The following is a 19,926-nucleotide window of genomic DNA, read 5'->3' as shown; positions in this document are numbered from 1 at the left end:
GTCTCGTTCCCATCAAGCGCTTCAGACGTGATAGACGTCGAGTACCTGGCGGATATAGTCGTTCTTCAACGCAATCTTCTTGCTGGCAATCAAGAGACGGTCATCCACCTTGCGGAAGGTAACGAAAATGGTGCCGAAGAAATAGTCGGTCATCTTGTAGCGATGGCTCTGCGTATTGAAGTTGTAGCGCACGTCCACTTCATTCGCGCGTTCGGCCAGCAGCTCGACGTTCGTCACGTTGTGGCTGGTGCGCGGTTCCGGCATCGACGCACCGCTGCGCTCGGTCTTGATGCGGAACACTCGATCTTCCAGGCCGCCGCGGTCGGCGTAGTACATCAAGGAGATTTGACTGTGCGGGTCGTCGGTGAGCTTGTCATCGTCGTCCCAGGCGGGCATCCAGTACTCGACGTCTTCTGTGTAGCAAGCGAGCCACTCGTCCCACTGACGGTCATCCAGAAAGCGCGCCTCTTGATAGAGCGCGGCACAGACCTTTTGATAGTCGATGCTCATACCGTCGCCTCCGTCTGTTCCTTGCGTAGAGCTTCGCGCATGACGTGCATCCAGTACTCGTGTTGCACCACGAAGAGCCCTTCGTCTTCGCTGCGCTCGCCCGAGATAAGCGGCTTCAGTCCCATGCCTTTTGCATTTGCATCGGGTCCATGCACCCATAGCGGCGCGCCGCGCGACATGTCATTCCACATCGATGTCGTGCTCGCATAGCCCGCCTGACACGCGCGAAATTCTTCGAGGTCGTCGCTCGTGCCCATGCCCGAGACGTTGAAAAAATCTTCGTATTGACGAATGCGGATGGCACGGCTTTCCGCGCTCTCGCCTTTGGGTGCGAAGCAGAAGATGTTCACTTCAGTCTTGTCGACGCTGATCGGGCGGATCACGCGAATCTGCGTGCTGAACTGGTCCATCAAGAACACGTTCGGATACACGCAAAGATTGCGTGTCTGATTGACAATGTACTTCGCCTTTTCGTCGCCCACGCGTGCTGCGATCTCTTCGCGATGTTGATACACCGGACGCACTTCCGGATTCATCGTGTTGGTCCAAAGCAGGATATGTCCATGCTCGAAGCCATATACGCCAGCGACGGACTTGCTCCAGCCGTTGGCATCGACGGCCTTCGTGCCTTCGACCTTGCGACGGCCCATGGTTGCAGCGTAGTTCCAGTGCACGGTGCTGACGTGATAGCCGTCGCAGCCGTTTTCCATCTGCATCTTCCAGTTGCCGTCGTAGATGTACGAGGAATTGCCGCGCAACACTTCGAGACCTTCAGGCGCCTGCGAGACGATCTGATCGATGATGACCTTGGTCTCGCCGAGATAGTCTTCGAGCGGCATGACGTCTTCGCTCAGGCTGCCGAAAAGGAAGCCACGGTAGTTCTGAAAGCGCGCAACCTTCTTCAAGTCGTGCGAGCCTTGCTTATTGAACTGCACCGGGTACTCGGTCGTCTTCTCGTCCTTGACCTTCAATAGCTTGCCTGCGTTGGAAAACGTCCAGCCGTGGAACGGGCACGTGAAGCTGCCCTTGTTGCCATGCTTGCGACGGCAGAGCATCGCACCCTTGTGTGCGCAAGCATTGATGACGGCGTGCAATTCGCCAACCTTGTCACGCGTGATGACGATCGGCTGACGGCCGATCCACGTGGTGTAGTAGTCGTTGTTGTCTGGAATCTGGCTCTCGTGCGCGAGATACACCCAATTACTCTCGAAGATGTGCTTCATTTCGAGTTCATACAAATCGGCGTTCGTGAAAATATCGCGGCGGCAGCGGAACACACCGCTTTCCTTGTCATCCTGAACGGCGTTGTTCAGCAAGTCGTCCAGTTGTCGCGCTTTATCGATGGTTGCGGGCATGACTCGTCTCCCTATGCAGGCTTCGTGCGAAGCGCTTGCATCGGTTCAAAGAATTTGCGAAAGAGGTTTGGCCGCGTAACAGCGGCGGCCGCGCGGGCGGTTAAGCCGCGACAGATACGCGAGGGCGATTGACCAGCTGGTTGTCCTTACCTTGAACCAGCGGAGTCAACTCGATGTTGAATTCGATTTCCTTGTACGCGTCGGACTTGAGTCCCAGCGCAGCACCGCCCGTCTTCCCGATCACGCGCGGCACGAGTTCCTCGCGAGTCGCATAGGCAAAATCATCCCAGATGAGCGGGTCGCCTTCGATGTTGATTTGCGTCGTGAGCTTGCGAGTCTTGTCGCTAGTCACGAAGAAATGCACGTGCGCCGGACGATTGCCGTGGCGCGCGATGAGGTCGAGCAGTTGCTGAGTCGCGCCGTGCGGCGGGCAGCCGTAACCCACGGGCATGAGCGTGCGGAATTCGTATTTGCCATCGGCACCCGTCTTTACCGCGCCACGAAGATTGAAGGCGTCTTGCGCGCCCGTCGGGTCGAAGTGCGAATAGAAGCCCTTCGAGTTTGCGTGCCAGCATTCCACGACCGCATTCGGTACGGGCTTGCCATCCGGGCTCGTCACCGTGCCGCGGATGATGAGCGGACCCGCGTCTTCGTCCGCGTTGATGTCGATTCTGGAGACGCCATCACGCACCGGAGCGCCGGCAACGTACAACGGACCTTCAATGGTGCGCGGCGTGCCGCCGTGGATATCTGCTTCACGGTCTTCCGCATCCATGCGGATGTCGAGATACTTCTCGATACCGAGACCAGCGGCCAAGAGTGCAGCCTCGCCATCTTGTCCGAGCTTGTTGAAATAGGTCACGCCGGCCCAGATCTCGTCGGGTGTCATGTCGAGGTCGTCGATGGCCTTGAAGAGGTCACCCAGCAAGCGATGAGTGATCTGCTTGGCGCGTGCGTTACCGTCCTTGCTTCCGAGATTCGCAGCGGCCTTCAAGAGGTCCTGCGCTTCCTTCGAATCGAACACTTTGACGCTCATTTGTCTGCTCCTGAATCTCTTGTTCGGTGGGGGTTAACCCTCGTTTTTCCGCAGTCCGTATAATGTTTGGAAGGTATGATCGGCGGCGAAAACAGAGTGTGATTGCAGAATAATGAGCCGCCAGACCGCCGTCCAACACTGATTTGGTATCGGGCTATACCAAGGAGGTATAGAAATGGAATTGCGACACCTGCGCTATTTCGTGGCCGTGGCGGAAGAGCGGAACTTCACGCGCGCCGCGCAGCGGCTCAACATCGCGCAGCCGCCACTGAGCCGTCAGATTCAGCAGCTCGAAGAGACGCTGGGCGTTCAACTGCTCGAGCGCAACTCGCGGCCGCTCAAGCTGACAGAGACGGGCAAGTTCTTTTATTCGCATGCCGCGCAGCTGATTGCGCAGACGTCCGAACTCGAATCGATGACAAGGCGCGTTGGCAATATCGAACGCAGCTTGTCCGTTGGTTTCGTAGGCTCGACGCTATACGGCATGCTGCCCAAGATCATCCGCCGCTTTCGCGACGAAAATCCTACCGTCGAGTTGAGCCTGCATGAGATGTCGACGATGGACCAGCTTCGCGCGCTCAAGGACGGTCATATCGACGTGGGGTTCGGTCGAATCCGCAATGAAGACGCGAATATTCGCCGGGTCATTCTGCGGGAAGAAAAGATGATCGTGGCGCTTCCGCAGGGGCATGCGCTCTCGGTTCTCAAGCCGGTGCTCGCGCTGCGTGACTTGCTCAACGAGACGTTGATCGTCTATCCGAAGGCGCCTCGCCCGAGTTACGCGGACCAGGTGCTTGCCGCTTTCAAGGACCGAGCGCTCGAACCCCGGCGAATTTACGAAGTGCGCGAGCTGCAGATAGCGCTTGGTCTCGTGGCGGCGGGTGAAGGCATCTCGATCGTGCCGAGCAGTGTGTATGGCCTCAAGCGTGATGATGTGAGTTACAAGGACCTGGACGACCCCACGCTGGTTTCGCCCATCATCATGAGCATGCGAGCGCTCGACGAATCGCGCGACATTCGCGAGATGCTCGAATTGATTTATCGGCTCTACGATGAGGAACACGTGCCTTACGCGCCTCGCACCGACCGAGGGCGCTAAGTTTCGATACCTGGCGAGTATGGCATTAGACGTCGAAGGTCTTGGACAAGGTGTTATTCGCCGTTCGATACTTCGTTCAACCCATCCACTTCGCCAATCCAGGTATGAACCCTCACATCGAATCCGTCGAGGCGATTCTGGTCGATTTGCCGACCATTCGCGCGCATCAGCTTTCCATGGCGACGATGCAGCAACAAACCATGGTCATCATCCGCCTGCGTTCGAGCGATGGCATCGAGGGCATCGGCGAAGCCACGACTATCGGTGGCTTGTCTTACGGCGAGGAAAGTCCCGAGGGTATCAAGCTGACCATCGATACTTACCTGGCTCCGGCGCTCGTCGGACAGGACGCGAACAATATCAACGCGGTCATGCTCAAGCTGAACAAGGTCGCGCGTGGCAACCGCTTCGCCAAGTCGGGGATCGAGACGGCGCTGCTGGATGCGCAAGGCAAACGCCTTGGCGTGCCGGTGTCCACGTTGCTCGGTGGCGCGGTTCGCAAGACGCTGCCGGTGCTGTGGACGCTTGCCAGCGGCGACACGAATCGCGATATCGAAGAAGCCGAGATGCTGCTCGCCGAACGCCGCCACAATGTGTTCAAGCTGAAGATCGGCCGCCGCGGCGTGCGCGATGACGTGGCCCATGTCTCGAAGATAAAGTCGGCTTTGGGTGACCGGGCCAAGGTAACGGTAGACGTCAATCAGGCATGGAGCGAAGTCGATGCCACGCTCGGCATTGCAGCGCTGGAAGCGGCGGGCGTCGATCTCGTCGAGCAACCGACGCCGCGTGAGCATCGCGGCGCGCTTGCCCGGCTCGCCGCGCGATTCAACGTGCCCATCATGGCCGATGAAAGCGTGACCGGTCCCGAAGATGCCCTCGAACTCGTGCGCGACGCATGCGCCGATGTATTCGCGCTGAAGATCGCGAAGTCCGGCGGCATCTTCGGCATGATGCGCACGGCTGCGATTGCCGATGCAGCGGGCGTGCTGATTTACGGCGGGACGATGCTAGAAGGGAGTATCGGTTCCGTTGCTTCCGCACATGGCTTTAGCGCGCTTCCGCAACTCGCTTGGGGTACGGAGCTCTTTGGGCCGTTATTGCTCAAGGACGACATTGTGACCGCTCGTCCGCAGTATCGCGACTTCGATCTGCATATGCCGGCAGGTCCGGGGCTGGGGCTGCAAATCGACGAGGAAAAGCTGGCGTTTTATCGTCGCGACAAGAAGGCCTGAAGGTTCATTGCCGGATGAGACATGACGCTTGTTTTCGCATGCGGAATCAGCGTCGCCGCTTAGGAGGAAATATGCTGTATCTCGTAAGAATGGACGTGCATCTGCCGCACGACATGCCGCAAGCGCAAGCTGAAGACATCAAGGCTCGCGAGAAGGCGTATTCGCAGCAATTGCAGCGTGAAGGGAAGTGGCAGCAGTTGCATCGCGTGGTTGGTGAGTACGCGAATTTCAGCGTCTTCGACGTGGACTCGCATGACGAGCTTCATACGATCTTGTCCGCGTTGCCTTTGTTTCCGTTCATGACGATGCAGGTGACTGCGCTGGCGCATCATCCTTCTTCTATTCGCTAGCCGCGACTCACGCGATTAGTGATCTTTAGCCCCCTGACGCAAGCGCCTAAGCTGCGTGAACGCGTAGATTGCATAATCCTGAGCCGCGGCCGCGGGGTCCCAGTTGATTGCGCGGCCGATGTCGGGCCACGCCGCTCCGCCTTCCAGCATGCACTCGATAGTCGAAATGTGGCCTTGCGTGACGAGGCCAATTCGCACTTGCGAGTTCTCAGAGAGGTATTTGTTGGTCGTAGGCATGGCTCTGGCTGCTTTTCTAACGGTTGCTTCAATGGCGTTACGTTGTCGGGACGTCACGGATCCGCTTGCATCCTCGGACGCGTGGGCCATGCTTCTCGTGTACCAAAGTAACGTCACAGGCCTGCGGTTTCTATTCGCTACACCACACATCGGCGCGGCCGTCGAAAGGCTACTTACGGGAATGGCGACGGGCGTTTGAAGTCGCACGCTCCGACGCAATGTCTCGACTCATCTTCCGACAAAGAAGGACGTTTGCGCGATGTGCGGTAAGCTAGAGGGCTTTGGGAGACACTTTATGACGCGTTACGTACAGGAAGAGCTCACCGACTTTTGGGGACGCCTGACACCTTACCTCGCGTTGCTTGAATCATCGCAAGAGGGCGATGCGGAACCCGTCAAGGGTCCGATTGGACGCGTAACTGTCGATACGCACGACCGCCAGGCCTTTGCGCTTCACACCACGGATGCAGTGCAGGCCGACGATGCCTCGGACACGCCGACAGGCCAAAGCGCAACGTACACGCGCACCAAGGCGATGGGCGGTGAGTGGGGACCGTGGCAGCGCGAAGCCTACGTTTAAAGCTTTAATTGAACGATGACACATTGCCAGTGGTTCCTGATCTCACCAGGGCCGCCGGCTTTCAACGGTGCTTCATGCCTTCGAGGAAACCGTAGCGATGGTTGCCTGCATCACCGCTATCAACTTCGGCGCCGATTGAGCATCGCCAATAGCGAACACCTCGCCGGTACAAACAGTCAGAAGCCTGCCCGCGTTGACGACCTTGCCCACGGCTAGAAACGACGCTCCTATTGCGGGCCGCAGAAAATTCACCTTGAATTCCGCCGTCACCACGTCGTGCCCTTCCGGTGCCTTGGTTAAAGCGGCATAGCCACAAGCATTGTCCACGATGCTCGTAATCACACCGGCATGAGCGAAGCCTTGCTGCTGCGATAAAGCCGCTGAAAAGGGCAGACTGATTCGGACTTCGCCTTCGGATACCGACATCAATGTGGCGCCAAGCGTTTTCATCAAGCCTTGAGCAAAGAAGCTCGATGAAATTCTCGATTCGATATCGTTCATGTCGCGCGTTATGGATAGGCCGGGGATGCCTTTAGTCTAACGGCACTTAGGCTCGTGCGCCTCAAGGCTTATGGCAACTGAAGATGGCGTCGAACAACTCGAATTTTCCTTCGGTCGTCGGAAGCACGCGAGTTGCGTGAGTAATGGCGTTATCGAGCGATGCATGATCGAGCGCCTCAATCACGAGCAGCCCGCAGAAAGCGCCTTCCTGACTACGCCGCATCGACTTTTCTCGTGTGGCAATGGACGTTCCGTCGGTTTGTACCGTCATCGCCTGAACGGTGACGACCCAGTCGAGCCGGGCCAAAGCGTCGATCAGTTCTTGCCCTGTCGAACCGGTCAACTCGTCCGGCATGATGTCTTCAAAGCGTGCGATGGCGATATGACTTCCATACCCGCCGACATGACCCCCCTTCAGCACCACTGAACCCCCGCCACGCCGGAAGCGCATCAGGTTCGGCATGATTCGTTGCGTCCATTCGCTCGGGTCGTTGAGACGCGAAAGATAGCCGGTACTCGACATCACGTTCGCAGTGTCGAGCTCGTAGAGCATGAGGTATTCCGAAGGCTTGCTTGCGCGACGCTTGAATACGCGGCCCGAACGAAATCCCGGCACGCCTACCCGCTCGAAGACATGTTCACGCGTGAGCCAGTGCAAGTAATCGGTTTCGTTGTGTGCTTCGATCGTGCTCCAAATGGCGAGCAAACCTGTGTGTCGATCGGTCATGTGTTTTCTCGCGGTATCGATTGAATGGTGGATGGAGGCGTGATTCCACGCGTCTCAGTAAGTAGCCTGATGTGCGCTCGAATTCTGTTTGCCGATGACGTCGTCGGTGGAATCGAGCCGATTCATGTCGATGCCTTTCGTCTCCGGTCCGATCGCGATCATGCAAAAGGACAGCGCATTCAACGACGCCACGAGTGCGACCAATGTCCACGGCGAGCCGTGACTGAGATTCAAAAGCCACGTGGCGACAACCGGAATCGGGCCGCCTGCGAAGAGGCTTGCGCCGGTGAACGCGAGTGCCGATGCCGAGTATCGGACGTTCGTCGGGAAGGCTTCCGCAAACGCGACCGGCTGAATGCCCGTCTGAACCTGAACGAAGCCCATGAAGAGGCCCATGGCGATCGCCATCGTCGCAAAGTTCTTCGTGGCGAGCAGCGGGAAGTAGAACATCATGATGACGAACGTCGCTGCGGATGCGATGAGCAACGCGCGCTTTCGGCCGATGCGGTCGCTCAACAATCCGCCGAGAATGGAACCGGCGATTGCGCATGCGTTGCCGATCATTAGCAGCGTGAACCCAGTCTGCTTCGGCACGCCGAGCGAGTTCGTTAGATAACCGAGCGTGAACACGACCGCAAGATAGAACAGTGCCGTGGGGCCGCAGAAGAAGAGCATCATGCGAATGATGGTCTTGTAGTGAAGACGAAACGCGTCCTTGAGCGGGCTGCTTACGTTGGCTACCGCAGACTGCTTCATCTGCACGAATGCGGGCGTTTCCGACACGCGCAGACGAATGTAGATGCCGACGATCACGAGCAGGAAACTCATGACGAAGGGAATGCGCCAGCCGTAACTCGTGAAGGCATCGGCGCTCATTGTTGCGGATAGAATCAACAGAACGGCATTCGCGAGGATCTGACTCAGCGGCGCACACATGCCGATCAAGCCGGAATATTTTCCGCGCCGGTCCGCGGGCGCGTGTTCGAGCGCCATCAGTTGTCCGCCGGTGGATTCGCCACCGAGCGCGAATCCCTGGATGATGCGCAAGACGACGAGCAGAATGGGCGCGAGCATGCCGATCTGCAGATAAGTCGGAAGCAGGCCCATCAACACGGAGGTAATGCCCATCACCGAGACTGTGCCGAGCATGAGGTTGCGCCGTCCGATCTTGTCGCCGAAATGGCCGCAAATGATGGCGCCAAGCGGCCGTGCCGCGAGACCCACGCTGAAGGTCGCGAGCGACGCCAGCAGCGCGGAGTTTGGCTCCATGCTCGGGAAGAAGAGTTTGGGAAGCACCGTGGCCGCGACCGAACCGTAAAGCGTGAAGTCGAACCATTCGAGCGCCGTTCCGAGCGTGGCGGCGCTTACCGCGCGATTCGCCATGGAGCGTTGCGAGCCGTCCGCGTTTTCCATTCCCATTTGTGTCTCCTCCTGATGTGTCAGAACCGATCTTCGGGTTATATATTTAGTTATACGATTTAATGAGGACGCGTTTTCAACGCTTTGTTTCGCCGCGCATCAACTAGCGATGCTGACCGCGAAGTTAGGGCCTTTCATCGCCTGACGAAGCATGGGCGACACTCCGCTTGCTTCAGACAGCTCTTTCGACGTCGACATCAATGACGGCACGAGCTCTTTCATCTTTGCGTCGGTCAATCGCGACATGGGTCCCGCGATGATCAGAATTGCGCGAACCTCGCCGTTCTCGGCATGCACGGTTGTCGCCATCGAGCTCATCGCAGGCAAGAACATGTCGTGCGTGGTTGCATAGCCGTTGGTGCGGGCGGCATCGATATGCGGAATCAGTGCCTTGAACGTCGTGGGCGCGTTCGGGCCGAAATCCGACGGCACGCCGAATCCCTGTTTCGATACGAGCCGCATGACTTCTTCGTCGCTCTTGCCCGCGAGCCAAATCATTCCCGCCGCACTGCAGGACAACGTAACGGGGCGTCCCATCTCCGGGTCGTAGCGAATGCCTTGCCGCGCGCCTTGCGCCTTCGCGACATAGATCAGTTGTTCGCCATCGACGATTGCAAGCCGCACCAATTCTCCCGATGTCGATGCGAGACGCTCCAGAATGGGCTGCGCAATATCGACGACGCCGCCCGCGCTCAAGAAACGCAGTCCGAGCGACGGCATCTTCATGGTCAGCGTGAACTCCCCGCGCCGTTCGTCTTTGCGAACGTAGTCCTGCTCCATGAGGTCGGCGAGCAAGCGGTGCGTCGCCGTAATGGGCAGGTCGAGACTCGTCGACAACTCGGAGAGCGTCTTGCCCTCCGGCGAGTTGGCAAGCTCTTCCAGCACACGAAGAATGCGTTCAGCGACGGCGCTCATGGTCGGGGCATCGGACGGTTGTTGTTCGTCGACTCGGGGTATGCGTGCCATTCTAGTGAAAAGTCTTTGCAAATTGCAAACTCTTTTCACTTTTATGTTTTGGATGTTTTTGGGGCGCGGGGTGTTCACCTATCCCGAGTCGACGGAAGACGGGTGAAGTAAGCCTTCAACGCTTCGACCGCTGCGCGAACCTTCGCAGGCTCGGTGCTCTTCTTCGGCGATACCAACGTCACCGGTAGCACAGGAAGCCGCCAGTCTGGAAGCACATGAACGAGCGTCCGACGCTTGATCGAGCTTTGCGCGTCGATATATGCCAAGCGCGCAATGCCTAAACCTTGTTCGCAGATCTGTTGAACCGTGGGTTGTGTAGTGCTTGCAATGCGCACTGGCGCGCGCACCGTCTCTTTCACGCGCTTGTCTCCTTGCAAATCGAGGACGAGCGAAGGTGCGTCATCGTCGGGCGTGCTGGCGTTCTGGCCGGATTCGTCCAGTTCGCGTTCCAGCGATATCCAATGATGCGTCGTCAGTTCTTGCGGACTTTGCGGCGTGCCGTGACGCTGCAAGTACGCCGGCGAGGCGCAGAGAATCGTTTCGAGTTCGCAGAGTGGACGGCCGACCCAACCGGAATCCGCGAGCTTGCCAACGCGAATGGCGATATCGACGCGCGCATCGATGAGATCGACCATCTCGTCGCTGACCAAAAGGCGCAGTCGCAACTTTGGCCACGTGGAAAGGACCGGAGCCAGCGCGGGCGCGATATACGACCCGAAGCCAATCGGCGCGGCGACGCGCAATTCGCCGGTTGGCGCGTCCCGTGCCTGAGCGAGCGATTCGGACGCTGCTTTCCACGCCTCGATCAACCTCAGGCAATGGGCGTAACAGCGCTCGCCGTCCTCGGTCAGCGTCAATTTGCGCGTCGACCGATGAAGCAAGGTCACACCGGATTCCCGTTCAAGCGCCTTGATTGCCTGACTCACCGCCGATGCACTCATCCCTAGACGCGCAGCGGCAGCGCTCATGGAACCGTGGGAGACGGTCTCCGCGAAGATCACGAACGGCCGAAGATCATTCATTTTGAAGTGTGACTTAAATTTGATTGTCGTTTTCGGCGGATTATAAATCGCTGCTTGAGAAGCTAGCATCCTCGTATCGCTATTTTTTTAGAGGATGTCACGTGAAAGTCGCTCTCATTGGTTCGACCGGTTTTGTTGGAACGCATCTCAAGAAAGAACTTCTTCAACGAGGCCACGAGGTCACGGTATTGCTTCGCAACGCCGCAAGCGCGGCGTCGTCCGAGCGTCTCAAAGTCGTTGTCGGCGACGCGTATTCGTGGGAGTCGGTGGCGAACGCCGTGCGCGGTCACGATGCCGTGGTGTCCGCGTTCAACCCCGGATGGAACGACCCCGAACTGTTCGAGAACTTCACTCGCGGCAATTCGGCAATCGTTCGCGGCGTCGAGGCAAGCGGCGTTCGGCGCTATGTGGTCATTGGCGGCGCCGCGAGCCTGTTCGTCGCGCCTGGCGTGCAACTCATCGATACCGACGAGTTCAGTTCGCATGTGCCGGCGAACATCATTCCGGGCGCAACCGCCGCCCGCGACGCGCTCAATGCAATTCGCGGCAACACGGTCCTGGATTGGACTTTCGTAAGCCCGCCCGCTTTTCTCGAAGAAGGTGAGCGCACGGGTTCTTATCGACTTGGCTCGGAGAACCTTTTAATGGATGGCGACAAGCCGGCCGGCATCTCCGTCGCCGATTTAGCGGTCGCAGTGGTCGATGAACTGGAGAATCCAAAACACGTCAGAACCAGATTCACGGTTGCGCGCGAACTTTGAGCATTCGAAGCCGCTGCGAGATTCCATGCGTGGACGTAAGACGCAAAACGGACGAGCAGACTCGTTTCGAGTCCATGGCTTGCGCGAGAAGTCTTATAATGCTTCTACTCCACGCATCGATGGCGATACGGCTCATCGAACAAATACTACGCACATGGCTTATCAAAACCCTGAAATTACCCGCCTCGTCGCGCAGCAGCAAGCGCTGGAGCGGCAGTTGAACGAAGCAAAAGAACAAGAGACGCAGCTCGTACTGAAGGAAATCGTTCAGAAGATGCGACAGTACGGTATTTCGCTTAACGAATTGTTTGGTCCGAAGTCGGGCGCCCAGCGCGCCGACGCCCCGGCGAAATATCGCGACCCGGTGAGCGGCGCGACCTGGAGCGGCCGCGGCCGCGCGCCGCAATGGATTGCCGGAAAAGACCGCGACGAGTTTCTCGTCGACAAGGGCGAAAATGTCCGCGCGATGGTTCAAGCCGCGCTATTCCCCGAAAAGCATTAAGTCGAAAGAAAGCTCGCCCGCGCCCGCTTCGAACCACGGGCGCAGCGATCTATTTTCCTATGCGTAGGCGTTAAATCGCCATGCCGCCCGACACTTCAATACGCTGAGCGTTGATCCACCGATTATCTTCGGAGAGCAGCGACGCGATCATCGGGCCAATGTCGTCGGGCAATCCGGCACGGCCCAGCGCTGTCATGTCGGCAATGCGCTTATTCAACTCGGCACTATCCCGAACTATTCCGCCGCTGAAATCCGTCTGAATAGCACCAGGCGCGACCACGTTTACTGCGATCCGGCGCGGCGCGAGTTCCTTCGCCATGTATTTCGTCAATACTTCGACCGCGCCCTTAAGCGAGCCGTAAGCGCCGCTTTCCGGTACGATGATTCGCGTCAGCCCGGAAGACAAGTTGACGATCTTCCCGCCGTCGCGAATAAGCGGCAGCAGTTTCTGCGTCAAAAAGAACACGCCTTTGAAGTGCACGTTATATAGGCCATCCAATTCTTCCTCGGTCGTTTTCTCGATGCTGTTGTGATGTGATGTACCCGCGTTGTTGATGAGGAAATCGAAGCGTTCTGCTTTCCATTCGGCCAGAGTTTCGCGGACCTTGCCGATAAAGCTATCGAAGGCGCCGACGTTTCCGGTGTCTAGCTGAAGCGCCACTGCTTTTCGACCGAGATCGGACACGGATCGGATGACGTTTTCAGCTTCCTCGCGATTCCGGTGATAAGTAAAGATAATATCGACGCCTCGCTTGGCGAGATTCAGCACTGTGTTTCGGCCTAAGCCCCGGCTGCCGCCGGTGACAATCGCAATCTTTTCTGCGGACATGTTTGCTCTCCTGTGACAGGAGACAGAATAGCCAACCGAGCCTCGAAAGATAACGTGCTCGAGTCTGCACAGGGTGTACTGAAAGAGCGAACAATGGGACCCAACCTCAAGGAACTGGAAGCATTCGTGGCCGTCGTCGAAGCGGGCGGTTTTCGCGATGCCGCGCGCGCCATCGGCAGCAGCCCTTCCGGCGTAAGCGAAGCGGTGCGCCGTCTCGAAGCCCGCACCGGCGTGCGTTTGCTTCATCGCACGACACGCAGCGTCACAACGACCGAAGCGGGTGCGCGTCTCTTGGCTCGACTCAAGCCCGCGCTCGATGGCCTCGACGCAGCGCTCGACGTGGTGAACGGCTTTCGGGACAAGCCAGTTGGCAAGTTGAAGCTGAATGTGCCGGTGGTCGCGGCCAAACTCATCCTGCCGCGCCTGGTGCCGGCGTTTCTCGCGGCTTACCCGGATATCGAACTGGAGGTGATTGCCGACGATGGCTTCATCGACCTGATGGCGGAAGGATGCGACGCAGGCATCCGCTACGGCGAACGTCTGGAGCAGGACATGATCGCCGTTCCTATCGGTCCGCGCGAGCAACGAATGGCGCTCGGTGCGTCACCCGCTTATCTGGAGCGTCGCGGTCGTCCTCAGCATCCGAGCGAACTCTTGCAGCATGCGTGTGTGCGCTATCGCTTCGCGAGCGGCGCGATGACCACATGGGAATTCGAGCGCGACGGCGAGCACATTCGCGTCGAGCCGAGCGGCCCGCTCATCGTTCGAGCGGGCGCCGCAACCGATCTTGGAATAGATGCCGCGCTGGCGGGTTGCGGCATCGTGCAACTCTTCGACGACTGGATGAAGCCGTTCTTCGAGAACGGCTCGCTCGAGCCTGTGCTCGAACCTTGGTGGCAGCGGTTTCCGGGGCCGTTTTTGTACTATTCCGGTCACCGCTACGTGCCGACGCCGCTGCGTGCGTTTCTGGATTTCATCCGCTCGGCGTCGTTCTGAAGCGCGACGCGAACAGCACTTCCAACTCTCAAACCAGCCCCGTCATGTAATACACCGCGATCACGAAGAACACCGCGAGCGTCTTGATGACCGTCACCGCAAAGATGTCGCGATACGACTCCCGATGCGTCAGACCCGTCACCGCGAGCAGCGTGATGACGGCGCCGTTGTGCGGCAAGGTGTCCATGCCGCCGCTTGCCATGGCCACGACGCGGTGCAGAACTTCCAGCGGAATATGTGCGGCTTCGGCGCCCTTGATGAAGGTATCGGACATGGCGGCCAGCGCGATACTCATGCCACCCGACGCCGACCCCGTGATGCCCGCGAGCGAACTCACCGATACCGCCGCATTGACGAGCGGATTCGGAATGCTCTTCAGCGCATCGGAGACGACGAGAAAACCCGGCAACGCGGCGATCACGCCACCGAAGCCATATTCCGACGCCGTGTTCATCGCCGCGAGCAAAGCGCCCGCGACGGCTACGCGCGTGCCCGTGGCGAAGCGATCTTTCACGCGCGAGAAAGCCGTCAGCAACACGAGCACGATGCCGAGCAGCAGCGCGCCTTCGACTGCCCAGATCGCGACGACCGTCTTGACGGCCGTGGTCACGGGCGCATGCACGCCGGGCAGCACTTCCGGCGCGATGGTATAGCTCGCGCCGTACCACGTCGGAATCCACTTCGTGAGCGCGAAGTTGGCGACGCCCACGAGAATCAGCGGCGCAATCGCCAGCGCCGGATTCGGCAGATTGGTCGACTCGACGCGCTCAGGCTCGTTCACGAGCGAGGTGCCGTAGCCTTCGCCCGTGGCCATCGCGCGGCGGCGGCGCCATTCGAGAAACGTCAGTCCCACCACGATGATGAACACCGAGCCGATCACGCCGAGCCACGGCGCGGCCCAGCCAGTCGTCTTGAAGAACGTCGTCGGGATGATGTTTTGAATCTGCGGCGTGCCCGGCAGCGAATCCATCGTGAACGAGAACGCGCCGAGTGCAATCGCGCCCGGCATCAGGCGCTTGGGAATATTGCTCTGCCTGTACATCTCCGCCGCGAACGGATACACGGCGAACACGACCACGAACAGTGACACGCCGCCGTACGTGAGCAGCGCGCACACCGCGACGATCACCGCATTGACGCGCGACTTGCCGATATAGCGAATCGCTGCGGCAACGATCGACTCCGAGAATCCCGACAGTTCGATGACCTTGCCGAACACCGCGCCAAGCAGGAACACCGGGAAGTACAGCTTGACGAAGCCAACCATCTTCTCCATGAAGATGCCCGAAAACACGGGCGCGACGGCTGCCGGATCGGTCAGCAGAACAGCCGCGAGAGCGGCGATCGGCGCGAAAAGAATGACGCTGTAACCGCGATAAGCGGCCAGCATCAGGAACGCCAGGGCGGCGAGCACGATGATGAACGACATGGAGTCTCCATTGATGTTTTGTTATCACGGGTCTCTCTTGAAGACCCTCGACGCGATTGATCGCGCGCCGCGCGGGCAAATGCAGCTTCCGTGCCATCCGCGTAGTCACAGGGCTTTGCGCTCGTTTGACCATGCATGAAGGCCGCAAATGCATTCGGAATGTCTCTGTGCCGAGACAAACTCTCGCGCGTCACGGTCGGGCACGCGCCTCGAAGCCTAGCAGATTGCCCCAATGCAGGCAGTCTCCCGTTTGAGATATCCTGTCTCGATAAAGAGATATCGGAGACAAACGCAGCATGCTCAACGACTGGATCAACGTTCCCCTGGACTATAGCGACGTCATGCGCCGCGCGATGGAATCGCTTTTCAAGACCTTCGAAAATTTGAGCGAAGGCACCTTCATCGTCGATGCGGACGCCCGCGTCGTCTGGATCAACAAGCGCTACGCGGCGCGCTTCGGTTTCCCCGATCCCACCGACGTAATCGGCCTCGATTGCGAAGCGGTCATTCCCAATAGCCTGATGCGCGAAGTCGTCGCGACCGGCAAGCCGATTCTGCTCGACGTGCTGGAGACCGACCGCGAACCGCTCGTCGTCACGCGTTTGCCGCTGAAGGACGAGCGGGGCGCGACCGTTGGCGCCATCGGCTTCGCGCTCTTCGACGAGATGAAAGCGCTCACGCCGCTTTTCGCGCATTACTCGCGCGTGCAGCAGGAACTCATCGCGACGCGCCAGTCGCTCGCGCAGGCGCGGCGCGCCAAGTACACCTTCGCGAGCTTCGTCGGCACGAGTGCGGTGAGTCTCGAAGTGAAGCGGCAAGCGCGGCGCGCGGCGCTCGTCGACTCGCCGGTCTTGCTGCTCGGCGAAACCGGCACCGGCAAGGAGCTGCTTGCACACGCGATCCACGGTGCCTCGACACGCGCCGCGAAGCCGCTCGTCACCGTCAACGTGGCCGCGATTCCCGATACCTTGCTCGAAGTCGAGTTCTTCGGCGCGGCACCTGGCGCGTACACCGGCGTGGAGCGCAAGGGACGCGTCGGCAAATTCGAACTCGCCGATGGCGGCACGCTGTTCCTCGATGAAATCGGCGACATGCCGCTGCCGTTGCAGGGCAAGCTCTTGCGCGTGCTGCAGGACAAGGAATTCGAGCCGCTCGGGTCGAACCGCATCGTGCGGGCGGATGTTCGCATCATCGCCGCGACTTCCGCCGATCTGCCCGCGCTTGTCGCGGCGGGGCGCTTTCGCGCGGACCTGTTTTATCGCCTGAACGTGCTGACCATTCACGCGCCGCCTTTGCGCGAGCGTCCGGGCGATATCGAAGCGCTCGCCTATGCCATTCTCGAAGACCTGTCGGGCGAGGCGCGCACGGGCCGCATCCGCCAGTTCGTGCTGCATGAAAACGCGCTGCGGCTGCTAGCCGGTTACGCCTGGCCGGGCAACGTGCGCGAGCTTCGCAACACGCTCGAACGCGCGCTCATGCTTTCCGATAGCGAACATATCGATGCCCGCGCGCTCGCAGGCTTCATCGATTCGACACCGGCCGCGCCCGCGCCGCCAATCGAAAGCGCGTCCATGCCCTATGCCGCCGCGATGACCGACTTCGAACGTCGCTTCCTGTCCGACGCCCTGCGCGCGAACAATGGCCGCGTGGCGGAAACGGCGGGACGCATCGGCATCGGGCGGGCGACGCTTTACAAGAAGATCGCCGCGTTGGGCATCGACGTATAGGACATGTAAAGGCATGTGAGATTGTGTCAAACGTGAGCGCGCGCACATTTGCGGCAATCGTCGCGAAAGGCCGGCGTGGCATACTCGCGAAGGCATCGACATCGAAAATAACGACTGAAAACAAGGGGTAAGGGATGAAACTCGGCACTGCGATCGGCTTTTCCGTGATGCTCGCCGCGAGTGCATGGGCACTCGCCGGATGCAGCAGCGCGCCGCCTCTTTTCTCAGCCGATGGCCGTCCCACTCAGCTCGTGCAATGCCCGGCCTACGGCGGCTGGCGTCTTTGCACCGACAACGCGAAGGTCGCCTGCCCGAGCGGCTACGACGTGCTCGAACAATCCAGCGCCGACAACCAGAACGGCTTGTTGATCGCCTGCAACGCAAACTAGCTGGAACCCGTCGCGCGCTTCCTCATCGAAGCGTGATGCCGCATGCGGCGTCTTTCTCTGTTCTTCGAAGGAGCACCGATGTCCAACGCCGGTTTCGATTCCGCGCGCCTTGCCGAAATGCGCGCCGCCATGCAACGCTTCGTCGATTCCGGTGAGGTCGCGGGCATCGTCACGCTCACCTGGCGGCGCGGCGAGATTGCACAAGTGGATGCGCTCGGCTGGCGCGACACCGGCACGCGCACCCCGATGACACGCGACACACTGTTTCGCATTGCGTCGATGACCAAGCCGGTGACGAGCGTCGCCGCGCTCATGCTGGTCGAGGAAGGCCGTCTTGCGCTCGAAGCGCCGGTGGCGAAGTGGTTGCCCGAACTGGCGAACGCGCAGGTGATGCTCGACCCCGAAGGCCCGCTCTCGCAGACCGAACCGGCGCGCACGCAAATCACGCTGCTCGACTTGCTCACTCATCGCGCGGGCTTCGCATATCACTTCACCGCGACGGGCGAACTCGCCGCCGCGTACGAGAGCGTATTCAACGGCTTCGATGCGATGGTCGATCCCGCGAGTTGGCTGGAACACGTCGCCAGAATTCCGTTGATGTTTCATCCCGGCGAGCGCTGGCAGTACGGCGTGTCCACGGATGTACTCGGCGCGCTGGTGCAGCGCGTGTCAGGCATGCCGCTCGGCGAGTTCTTCCGCACGCGCATCTTCGAGCCGCTTGGCATGCACGACACGGCTTTTGCCGTGACGCCCGAACAGGCGACGCGGCTTGCGACCTCCTATGTCGTCGATTCCCCGGGCGCGCAACCAGTGGTGGAGGATCATCCTTCGTCGAGCCGTTGGATCGACGCCGCGCGTTATCAAAGCGGTGGCGGCGGGCTCGTGTCCACCGCCGACGACTATCTGCGTTTCGCGCGTGTGTTGCTTGGACGCGGCCGTCTGCAAGGCAACGCTAAAGAGCGCGCAGCAGGTCCGCGGCTTCTGTCGCACAAGTCCGTCGACTTGATGCGCTCTAACTTTCTCACGCCTGCGCAGCGCGAGATCCCGGCGTTCGGCTATCCATTGTGGCGCGCGCAGGGTTTCGGCCTCGGGCTGTCGGTTGTCGACAATCCGGCGTTTCAGTTGCCTGCGGGATATCGTTCGACGGGTTCGTTCAGTTGGCCGGGCGCGCTCGGAACGAGCTGGTTTGCCGATCCCGTCGAGGACATGATCGGCATCATGCTCATTCAGCGGCGTGCGCTCGAACCGTTCCCGCTCGCGCGCGAGTACGAGCGGCTCGTGTATGCGGCTATCGACGACTGACCGTTGTCAGCTTTGCTGCGTCTCCCGCAGCATCGTCACGTCGTAGCCGAGTGCGCGCGTGCGTTCGATCAGCGAGCGCCGCATATCGGGCGATGGCCGCGCGTCGCGCGTCAGAATCCACAGATAGCGGCCGGTCGGTTCGCCGACGATGGACCAGCTGTAGTCGTCGGCGTGATCGAGAATCCAATAGTCGCCGACATAGAACGGCCCGAAAAACGACACCTTCAGCTTCGTTCCGTTCGATCCCGGAACGATCTTCGCGCGTCCTTCCGATGTTTTATATGGCCCGCTCAAGCCGCCTTCGTGGCATGCGTTGATGACCGAGACGAGCCCGTCTTCGCGACGCGCATAGTTCGCGGTCACGCCCTCGCAGCCGCGTTCGAAGCGGTTTTCGTAGCGGGCGAACTCATGCCAGTGGCCGAGGTATCGATCGAGATCGACAGCCTTCGAAGGCTCGGGCACGTTCTCGTTGCCGCTCTTGCGTGCGCCGTTCGAGGCGCATGCCGCAAGCGCCGCAACGCCGCCAAGCGTGATGAGCGCAGCGGCGCCGTAGATCCATGGACTTCTGATTTTCATGTTGCGCGTCTACTTTTGATTGCGAAGACCTAGCATTGAGCAAACTTCATTCCGATGTTTTTGCACTCCCGGAAAGCCTCACCTTTCGAGCGTCGGAAAAGGCTTTTGCATGTCTCCCGAGGTTGCGGCATAGAAGGCAACTCCTTGTCCCATATCGTTTTTCGTTCGTCGAAATCTAAGCCGAGGTCGATTCGACTGGTCGTTTTGACGCGCTCCTGTATTCGCTCACCTCAGGCAAACGGCTGTACGGACGGAGCGCTTCAGCGGTCGTCCAGTGTCGAATCGGCGTGCTGGTTGGCATTTTTCGACGTCAAGATGAAAACGTTACAGAACAATGGCTTGCCGAAAGAACTTAGAGCACATTAAAACGTTTCGCGGTAC

General features: G+C 59.5%; 22 protein-coding genes. 10 read left to right on the top strand and 12 right to left on the bottom strand.

Annotated features, from left to right (window positions below; all coding sequences use genetic code 11):
- Positions 1 to 21: 21 nt before the first annotated feature.
- From benB to catA, 3 genes are all read right to left on the bottom strand, one after another.
- Positions 22 to 510 carry a benzoate 1,2-dioxygenase small subunit gene (gene benB / locus NCT04_RS21410; protein WP_250467602.1) on the bottom strand — a complete coding sequence of 163 codons (489 nt, stop codon included), beginning with the start codon at positions 508 to 510 and terminating at the stop codon, positions 22 to 24.
- On the bottom strand, positions 507 to 1,865 hold the full coding sequence (locus NCT04_RS21405; RefSeq protein ID WP_250467601.1) for an SRPBCC family protein: 1,359 nt from the start codon (positions 1,863 to 1,865) through the stop codon (positions 507 to 509). The genes benB and NCT04_RS21405 overlap by 4 nt, the downstream gene beginning before the upstream one ends.
- A 100-nt stretch (positions 1,866 to 1,965) precedes the next feature.
- Positions 1,966 to 2,901, bottom strand: a complete 936-nt coding sequence (gene catA, locus NCT04_RS21400; protein ID WP_244828893.1) for a catechol 1,2-dioxygenase — start codon at positions 2,899 to 2,901, stop codon at positions 1,966 to 1,968.
- A gap of 175 nt (positions 2,902 to 3,076) precedes the next feature.
- Between catA and NCT04_RS21395 the strand changes: the two genes are divergently transcribed.
- The 3 genes from NCT04_RS21395 to catC all read left to right on the top strand — a co-directional run bounded on the left by NCT04_RS21395 (position 3,077) and on the right by catC (position 5,582).
- On the top strand, positions 3,077 to 4,000 hold the full coding sequence (locus NCT04_RS21395; RefSeq protein ID WP_244828892.1) for a LysR family transcriptional regulator: 924 nt from the start codon (positions 3,077 to 3,079) through the stop codon (positions 3,998 to 4,000).
- Between the two features lie 104 nt (positions 4,001 to 4,104).
- Positions 4,105 to 5,232, top strand: a complete 1,128-nt coding sequence (locus tag NCT04_RS21390) for a muconate/chloromuconate family cycloisomerase (protein ID WP_250467600.1) — start codon at positions 4,105 to 4,107, stop codon at positions 5,230 to 5,232.
- A 71-nt stretch (positions 5,233 to 5,303) separates the two neighbouring features.
- Complete coding sequence (gene catC, locus NCT04_RS21385; RefSeq protein ID WP_250467599.1) at positions 5,304 to 5,582, top strand: muconolactone Delta-isomerase; 279 nt, start codon at positions 5,304 to 5,306, stop codon at positions 5,580 to 5,582.
- A 15-nt stretch (positions 5,583 to 5,597) separates the two neighbouring features.
- On the opposite strand, the gene NCT04_RS21380 is transcribed toward catC, so the two are convergent.
- Positions 5,598 to 5,819, bottom strand: coding sequence for a hypothetical protein (locus NCT04_RS21380; RefSeq protein ID WP_250467598.1), 222 nt, complete (start codon positions 5,817 to 5,819; stop codon positions 5,598 to 5,600).
- 295 nt (positions 5,820 to 6,114) lie between these two features.
- Between NCT04_RS21380 and NCT04_RS21375 the strand changes: the two genes are divergently transcribed.
- Entirely contained in the window at positions 6,115 to 6,399 is a 285-nt protein-coding gene (locus NCT04_RS21375) for a hypothetical protein (protein ID WP_244828888.1), read from the top strand.
- A 72-nt stretch (positions 6,400 to 6,471) separates the two neighbouring features.
- On the opposite strand, the gene NCT04_RS21370 is transcribed toward NCT04_RS21375, so the two are convergent.
- The 5 genes from NCT04_RS21370 to NCT04_RS21350 all read right to left on the bottom strand — a co-directional run bounded on the left by NCT04_RS21370 (position 6,472) and on the right by NCT04_RS21350 (position 11,034).
- Positions 6,472 to 6,900 carry a PaaI family thioesterase gene (locus NCT04_RS21370; protein ID WP_250467597.1) on the bottom strand — a complete coding sequence of 143 codons (429 nt, stop codon included), beginning with the start codon at positions 6,898 to 6,900 and terminating at the stop codon, positions 6,472 to 6,474.
- Between the two features lie 61 nt (positions 6,901 to 6,961).
- On the bottom strand, positions 6,962 to 7,627 hold the full coding sequence (locus NCT04_RS21365; RefSeq protein WP_250467596.1) for a DUF4286 family protein: 666 nt from the start codon (positions 7,625 to 7,627) through the stop codon (positions 6,962 to 6,964).
- Positions 7,628 to 7,681: 54 nt separating this feature from the next.
- Complete coding sequence (locus NCT04_RS21360; protein WP_244828885.1) at positions 7,682 to 9,046, bottom strand: MFS transporter; 1,365 nt, start codon at positions 9,044 to 9,046, stop codon at positions 7,682 to 7,684.
- A gap of 99 nt (positions 9,047 to 9,145) precedes the next feature.
- Positions 9,146 to 9,961 carry an IclR family transcriptional regulator gene (locus NCT04_RS21355; RefSeq protein WP_250467595.1) on the bottom strand — a complete coding sequence of 272 codons (816 nt, stop codon included), beginning with the start codon at positions 9,959 to 9,961 and terminating at the stop codon, positions 9,146 to 9,148.
- 125 nt (positions 9,962 to 10,086) lie between these two features.
- The gene (locus NCT04_RS21350) at positions 10,087 to 11,034 is read right to left on the bottom strand and encodes a LysR family transcriptional regulator (RefSeq protein WP_250467594.1); all 948 of its coding nucleotides are present in this window, start codon (positions 11,032 to 11,034) and stop codon (positions 10,087 to 10,089) included.
- Positions 11,035 to 11,135: 101 nt separating this feature from the next.
- On the opposite strand from NCT04_RS21350, the gene NCT04_RS21345 reads away from it, so the two are divergent.
- Complete coding sequence (locus NCT04_RS21345; RefSeq protein ID WP_250467593.1) at positions 11,136 to 11,795, top strand: NAD(P)-dependent oxidoreductase; 660 nt, start codon at positions 11,136 to 11,138, stop codon at positions 11,793 to 11,795.
- Between the two features lie 79 nt (positions 11,796 to 11,874).
- On the top strand, positions 11,875 to 12,297 hold the full coding sequence (locus tag NCT04_RS21340; protein WP_350029314.1) for an H-NS histone family protein: 423 nt from the start codon (positions 11,875 to 11,877) through the stop codon (positions 12,295 to 12,297).
- A gap of 70 nt (positions 12,298 to 12,367) precedes the next feature.
- Here NCT04_RS21340 and NCT04_RS21335 read toward each other — a convergent pair whose 3' ends face one another.
- A complete protein-coding gene (locus tag NCT04_RS21335) occupies positions 12,368 to 13,126 on the bottom strand; it encodes an SDR family NAD(P)-dependent oxidoreductase (RefSeq protein ID WP_250467592.1) in 759 nt (252 codons plus the stop codon).
- Positions 13,127 to 13,219: 93 nt separating this feature from the next.
- Here NCT04_RS21335 and NCT04_RS21330 point away from each other — a divergent pair, with 93 nt between their 5' ends.
- Positions 13,220 to 14,122: a LysR family transcriptional regulator gene (locus NCT04_RS21330; protein ID WP_250467591.1), complete on the top strand. Its 903-nt coding sequence runs from the start codon at positions 13,220 to 13,222 to the stop codon at positions 14,120 to 14,122.
- Between the two features lie 28 nt (positions 14,123 to 14,150).
- On the opposite strand, the gene NCT04_RS21325 is transcribed toward NCT04_RS21330, so the two are convergent.
- Complete coding sequence (locus NCT04_RS21325) at positions 14,151 to 15,551, bottom strand: GntP family permease (protein ID WP_250467590.1); 1,401 nt, start codon at positions 15,549 to 15,551, stop codon at positions 14,151 to 14,153.
- A gap of 296 nt (positions 15,552 to 15,847) precedes the next feature.
- Between NCT04_RS21325 and NCT04_RS21320 the strand changes: the two genes are divergently transcribed.
- The 3 genes from NCT04_RS21320 (at position 15,848) to NCT04_RS21310 (ending at position 18,969) form a co-directional block, all read left to right on the top strand.
- Entirely contained in the window at positions 15,848 to 17,278 is a 1,431-nt protein-coding gene (locus NCT04_RS21320; protein WP_250467589.1) for a sigma-54 interaction domain-containing protein, read from the top strand.
- Positions 17,279 to 17,412: 134 nt separating this feature from the next.
- Positions 17,413 to 17,667, top strand: coding sequence for a hypothetical protein (locus tag NCT04_RS21315; RefSeq protein ID WP_250467588.1), 255 nt, complete (start codon positions 17,413 to 17,415; stop codon positions 17,665 to 17,667).
- A gap of 78 nt (positions 17,668 to 17,745) precedes the next feature.
- Positions 17,746 to 18,969, top strand: coding sequence for a serine hydrolase domain-containing protein (locus tag NCT04_RS21310; protein WP_250467587.1), 1,224 nt, complete (start codon positions 17,746 to 17,748; stop codon positions 18,967 to 18,969).
- A 6-nt stretch (positions 18,970 to 18,975) separates the two neighbouring features.
- Here the strand turns inward: NCT04_RS21310 and NCT04_RS21305 are convergent, their stop codons facing one another.
- A complete protein-coding gene (locus NCT04_RS21305; protein ID WP_250467586.1) occupies positions 18,976 to 19,545 on the bottom strand; it encodes a lipocalin family protein in 570 nt (189 codons plus the stop codon).
- Positions 19,546 to 19,926: the final 381 nt, after the last annotated feature.

Source organism: Caballeronia sp. GAFFF2 (genome assembly GCF_023631485.1).
Classification (GTDB): Bacteria; Pseudomonadota; Gammaproteobacteria; order Burkholderiales; family Burkholderiaceae; genus Caballeronia.
The sequence above is the reverse complement of the archived record's forward strand: the minus strand, read 5'-3'. Positions and strand labels throughout refer to the sequence as shown.

Excerpts from the sequence above, each read along its gene's own strand:
- NCT04_RS21355 (WP_250467595.1), bottom strand. The coding sequence starts at position 9,961 with ATGAGCGCCGTCGCTGAACGCATTCTTCGTGTGCTGGAAGAGCTTGCC.
- NCT04_RS21375 (WP_244828888.1), top strand. The coding sequence starts at position 6,115 with ATGACGCGTTACGTACAGGAAGAGCTCACCGACTTTTGGGGACGCCTG.
- NCT04_RS21405 (WP_250467601.1), bottom strand. The coding sequence starts at position 1,865 with ATGCCCGCAACCATCGATAAAGCGCGACAACTGGACGACTTGCTGAAC.
- NCT04_RS21335 (WP_250467592.1), bottom strand. The coding sequence starts at position 13,126 with ATGTCCGCAGAAAAGATTGCGATTGTCACCGGCGGCAGCCGGGGCTTA.
- NCT04_RS21320 (WP_250467589.1), top strand. The coding sequence starts at position 15,848 with ATGCTCAACGACTGGATCAACGTTCCCCTGGACTATAGCGACGTCATG.
- NCT04_RS21390 (WP_250467600.1), top strand. The coding sequence starts at position 4,105 with ATGAACCCTCACATCGAATCCGTCGAGGCGATTCTGGTCGATTTGCCG.
- benB (WP_250467602.1), bottom strand. The coding sequence starts at position 510 with ATGAGCATCGACTATCAAAAGGTCTGTGCCGCGCTCTATCAAGAGGCG.
- NCT04_RS21330 (WP_250467591.1), top strand. The coding sequence starts at position 13,220 with ATGGGACCCAACCTCAAGGAACTGGAAGCATTCGTGGCCGTCGTCGAA.
- NCT04_RS21310 (WP_250467587.1), top strand. The coding sequence starts at position 17,746 with ATGTCCAACGCCGGTTTCGATTCCGCGCGCCTTGCCGAAATGCGCGCC.
- NCT04_RS21350 (WP_250467594.1), bottom strand. The coding sequence starts at position 11,034 with ATGAATGATCTTCGGCCGTTCGTGATCTTCGCGGAGACCGTCTCCCAC.
- NCT04_RS21365 (WP_250467596.1), bottom strand. The coding sequence starts at position 7,627 with ATGACCGATCGACACACAGGTTTGCTCGCCATTTGGAGCACGATCGAA.
- NCT04_RS21315 (WP_250467588.1), top strand. The coding sequence starts at position 17,413 with ATGAAACTCGGCACTGCGATCGGCTTTTCCGTGATGCTCGCCGCGAGT.
- catC (WP_250467599.1), top strand. The coding sequence starts at position 5,304 with ATGCTGTATCTCGTAAGAATGGACGTGCATCTGCCGCACGACATGCCG.
- catA (WP_244828893.1), bottom strand. The coding sequence starts at position 2,901 with ATGAGCGTCAAAGTGTTCGATTCGAAGGAAGCGCAGGACCTCTTGAAG.
- NCT04_RS21380 (WP_250467598.1), bottom strand. The coding sequence starts at position 5,819 with ATGCCTACGACCAACAAATACCTCTCTGAGAACTCGCAAGTGCGAATT.
- NCT04_RS21370 (WP_250467597.1), bottom strand. The coding sequence starts at position 6,900 with ATGAACGATATCGAATCGAGAATTTCATCGAGCTTCTTTGCTCAAGGC.
- NCT04_RS21360 (WP_244828885.1), bottom strand. The coding sequence starts at position 9,046 with ATGGGAATGGAAAACGCGGACGGCTCGCAACGCTCCATGGCGAATCGC.
- NCT04_RS21305 (WP_250467586.1), bottom strand. The coding sequence starts at position 19,545 with ATGAAAATCAGAAGTCCATGGATCTACGGCGCCGCTGCGCTCATCACG.
- NCT04_RS21395 (WP_244828892.1), top strand. The coding sequence starts at position 3,077 with ATGGAATTGCGACACCTGCGCTATTTCGTGGCCGTGGCGGAAGAGCGG.
- NCT04_RS21325 (WP_250467590.1), bottom strand. The coding sequence starts at position 15,551 with ATGTCGTTCATCATCGTGCTCGCCGCCCTGGCGTTCCTGATGCTGGCC.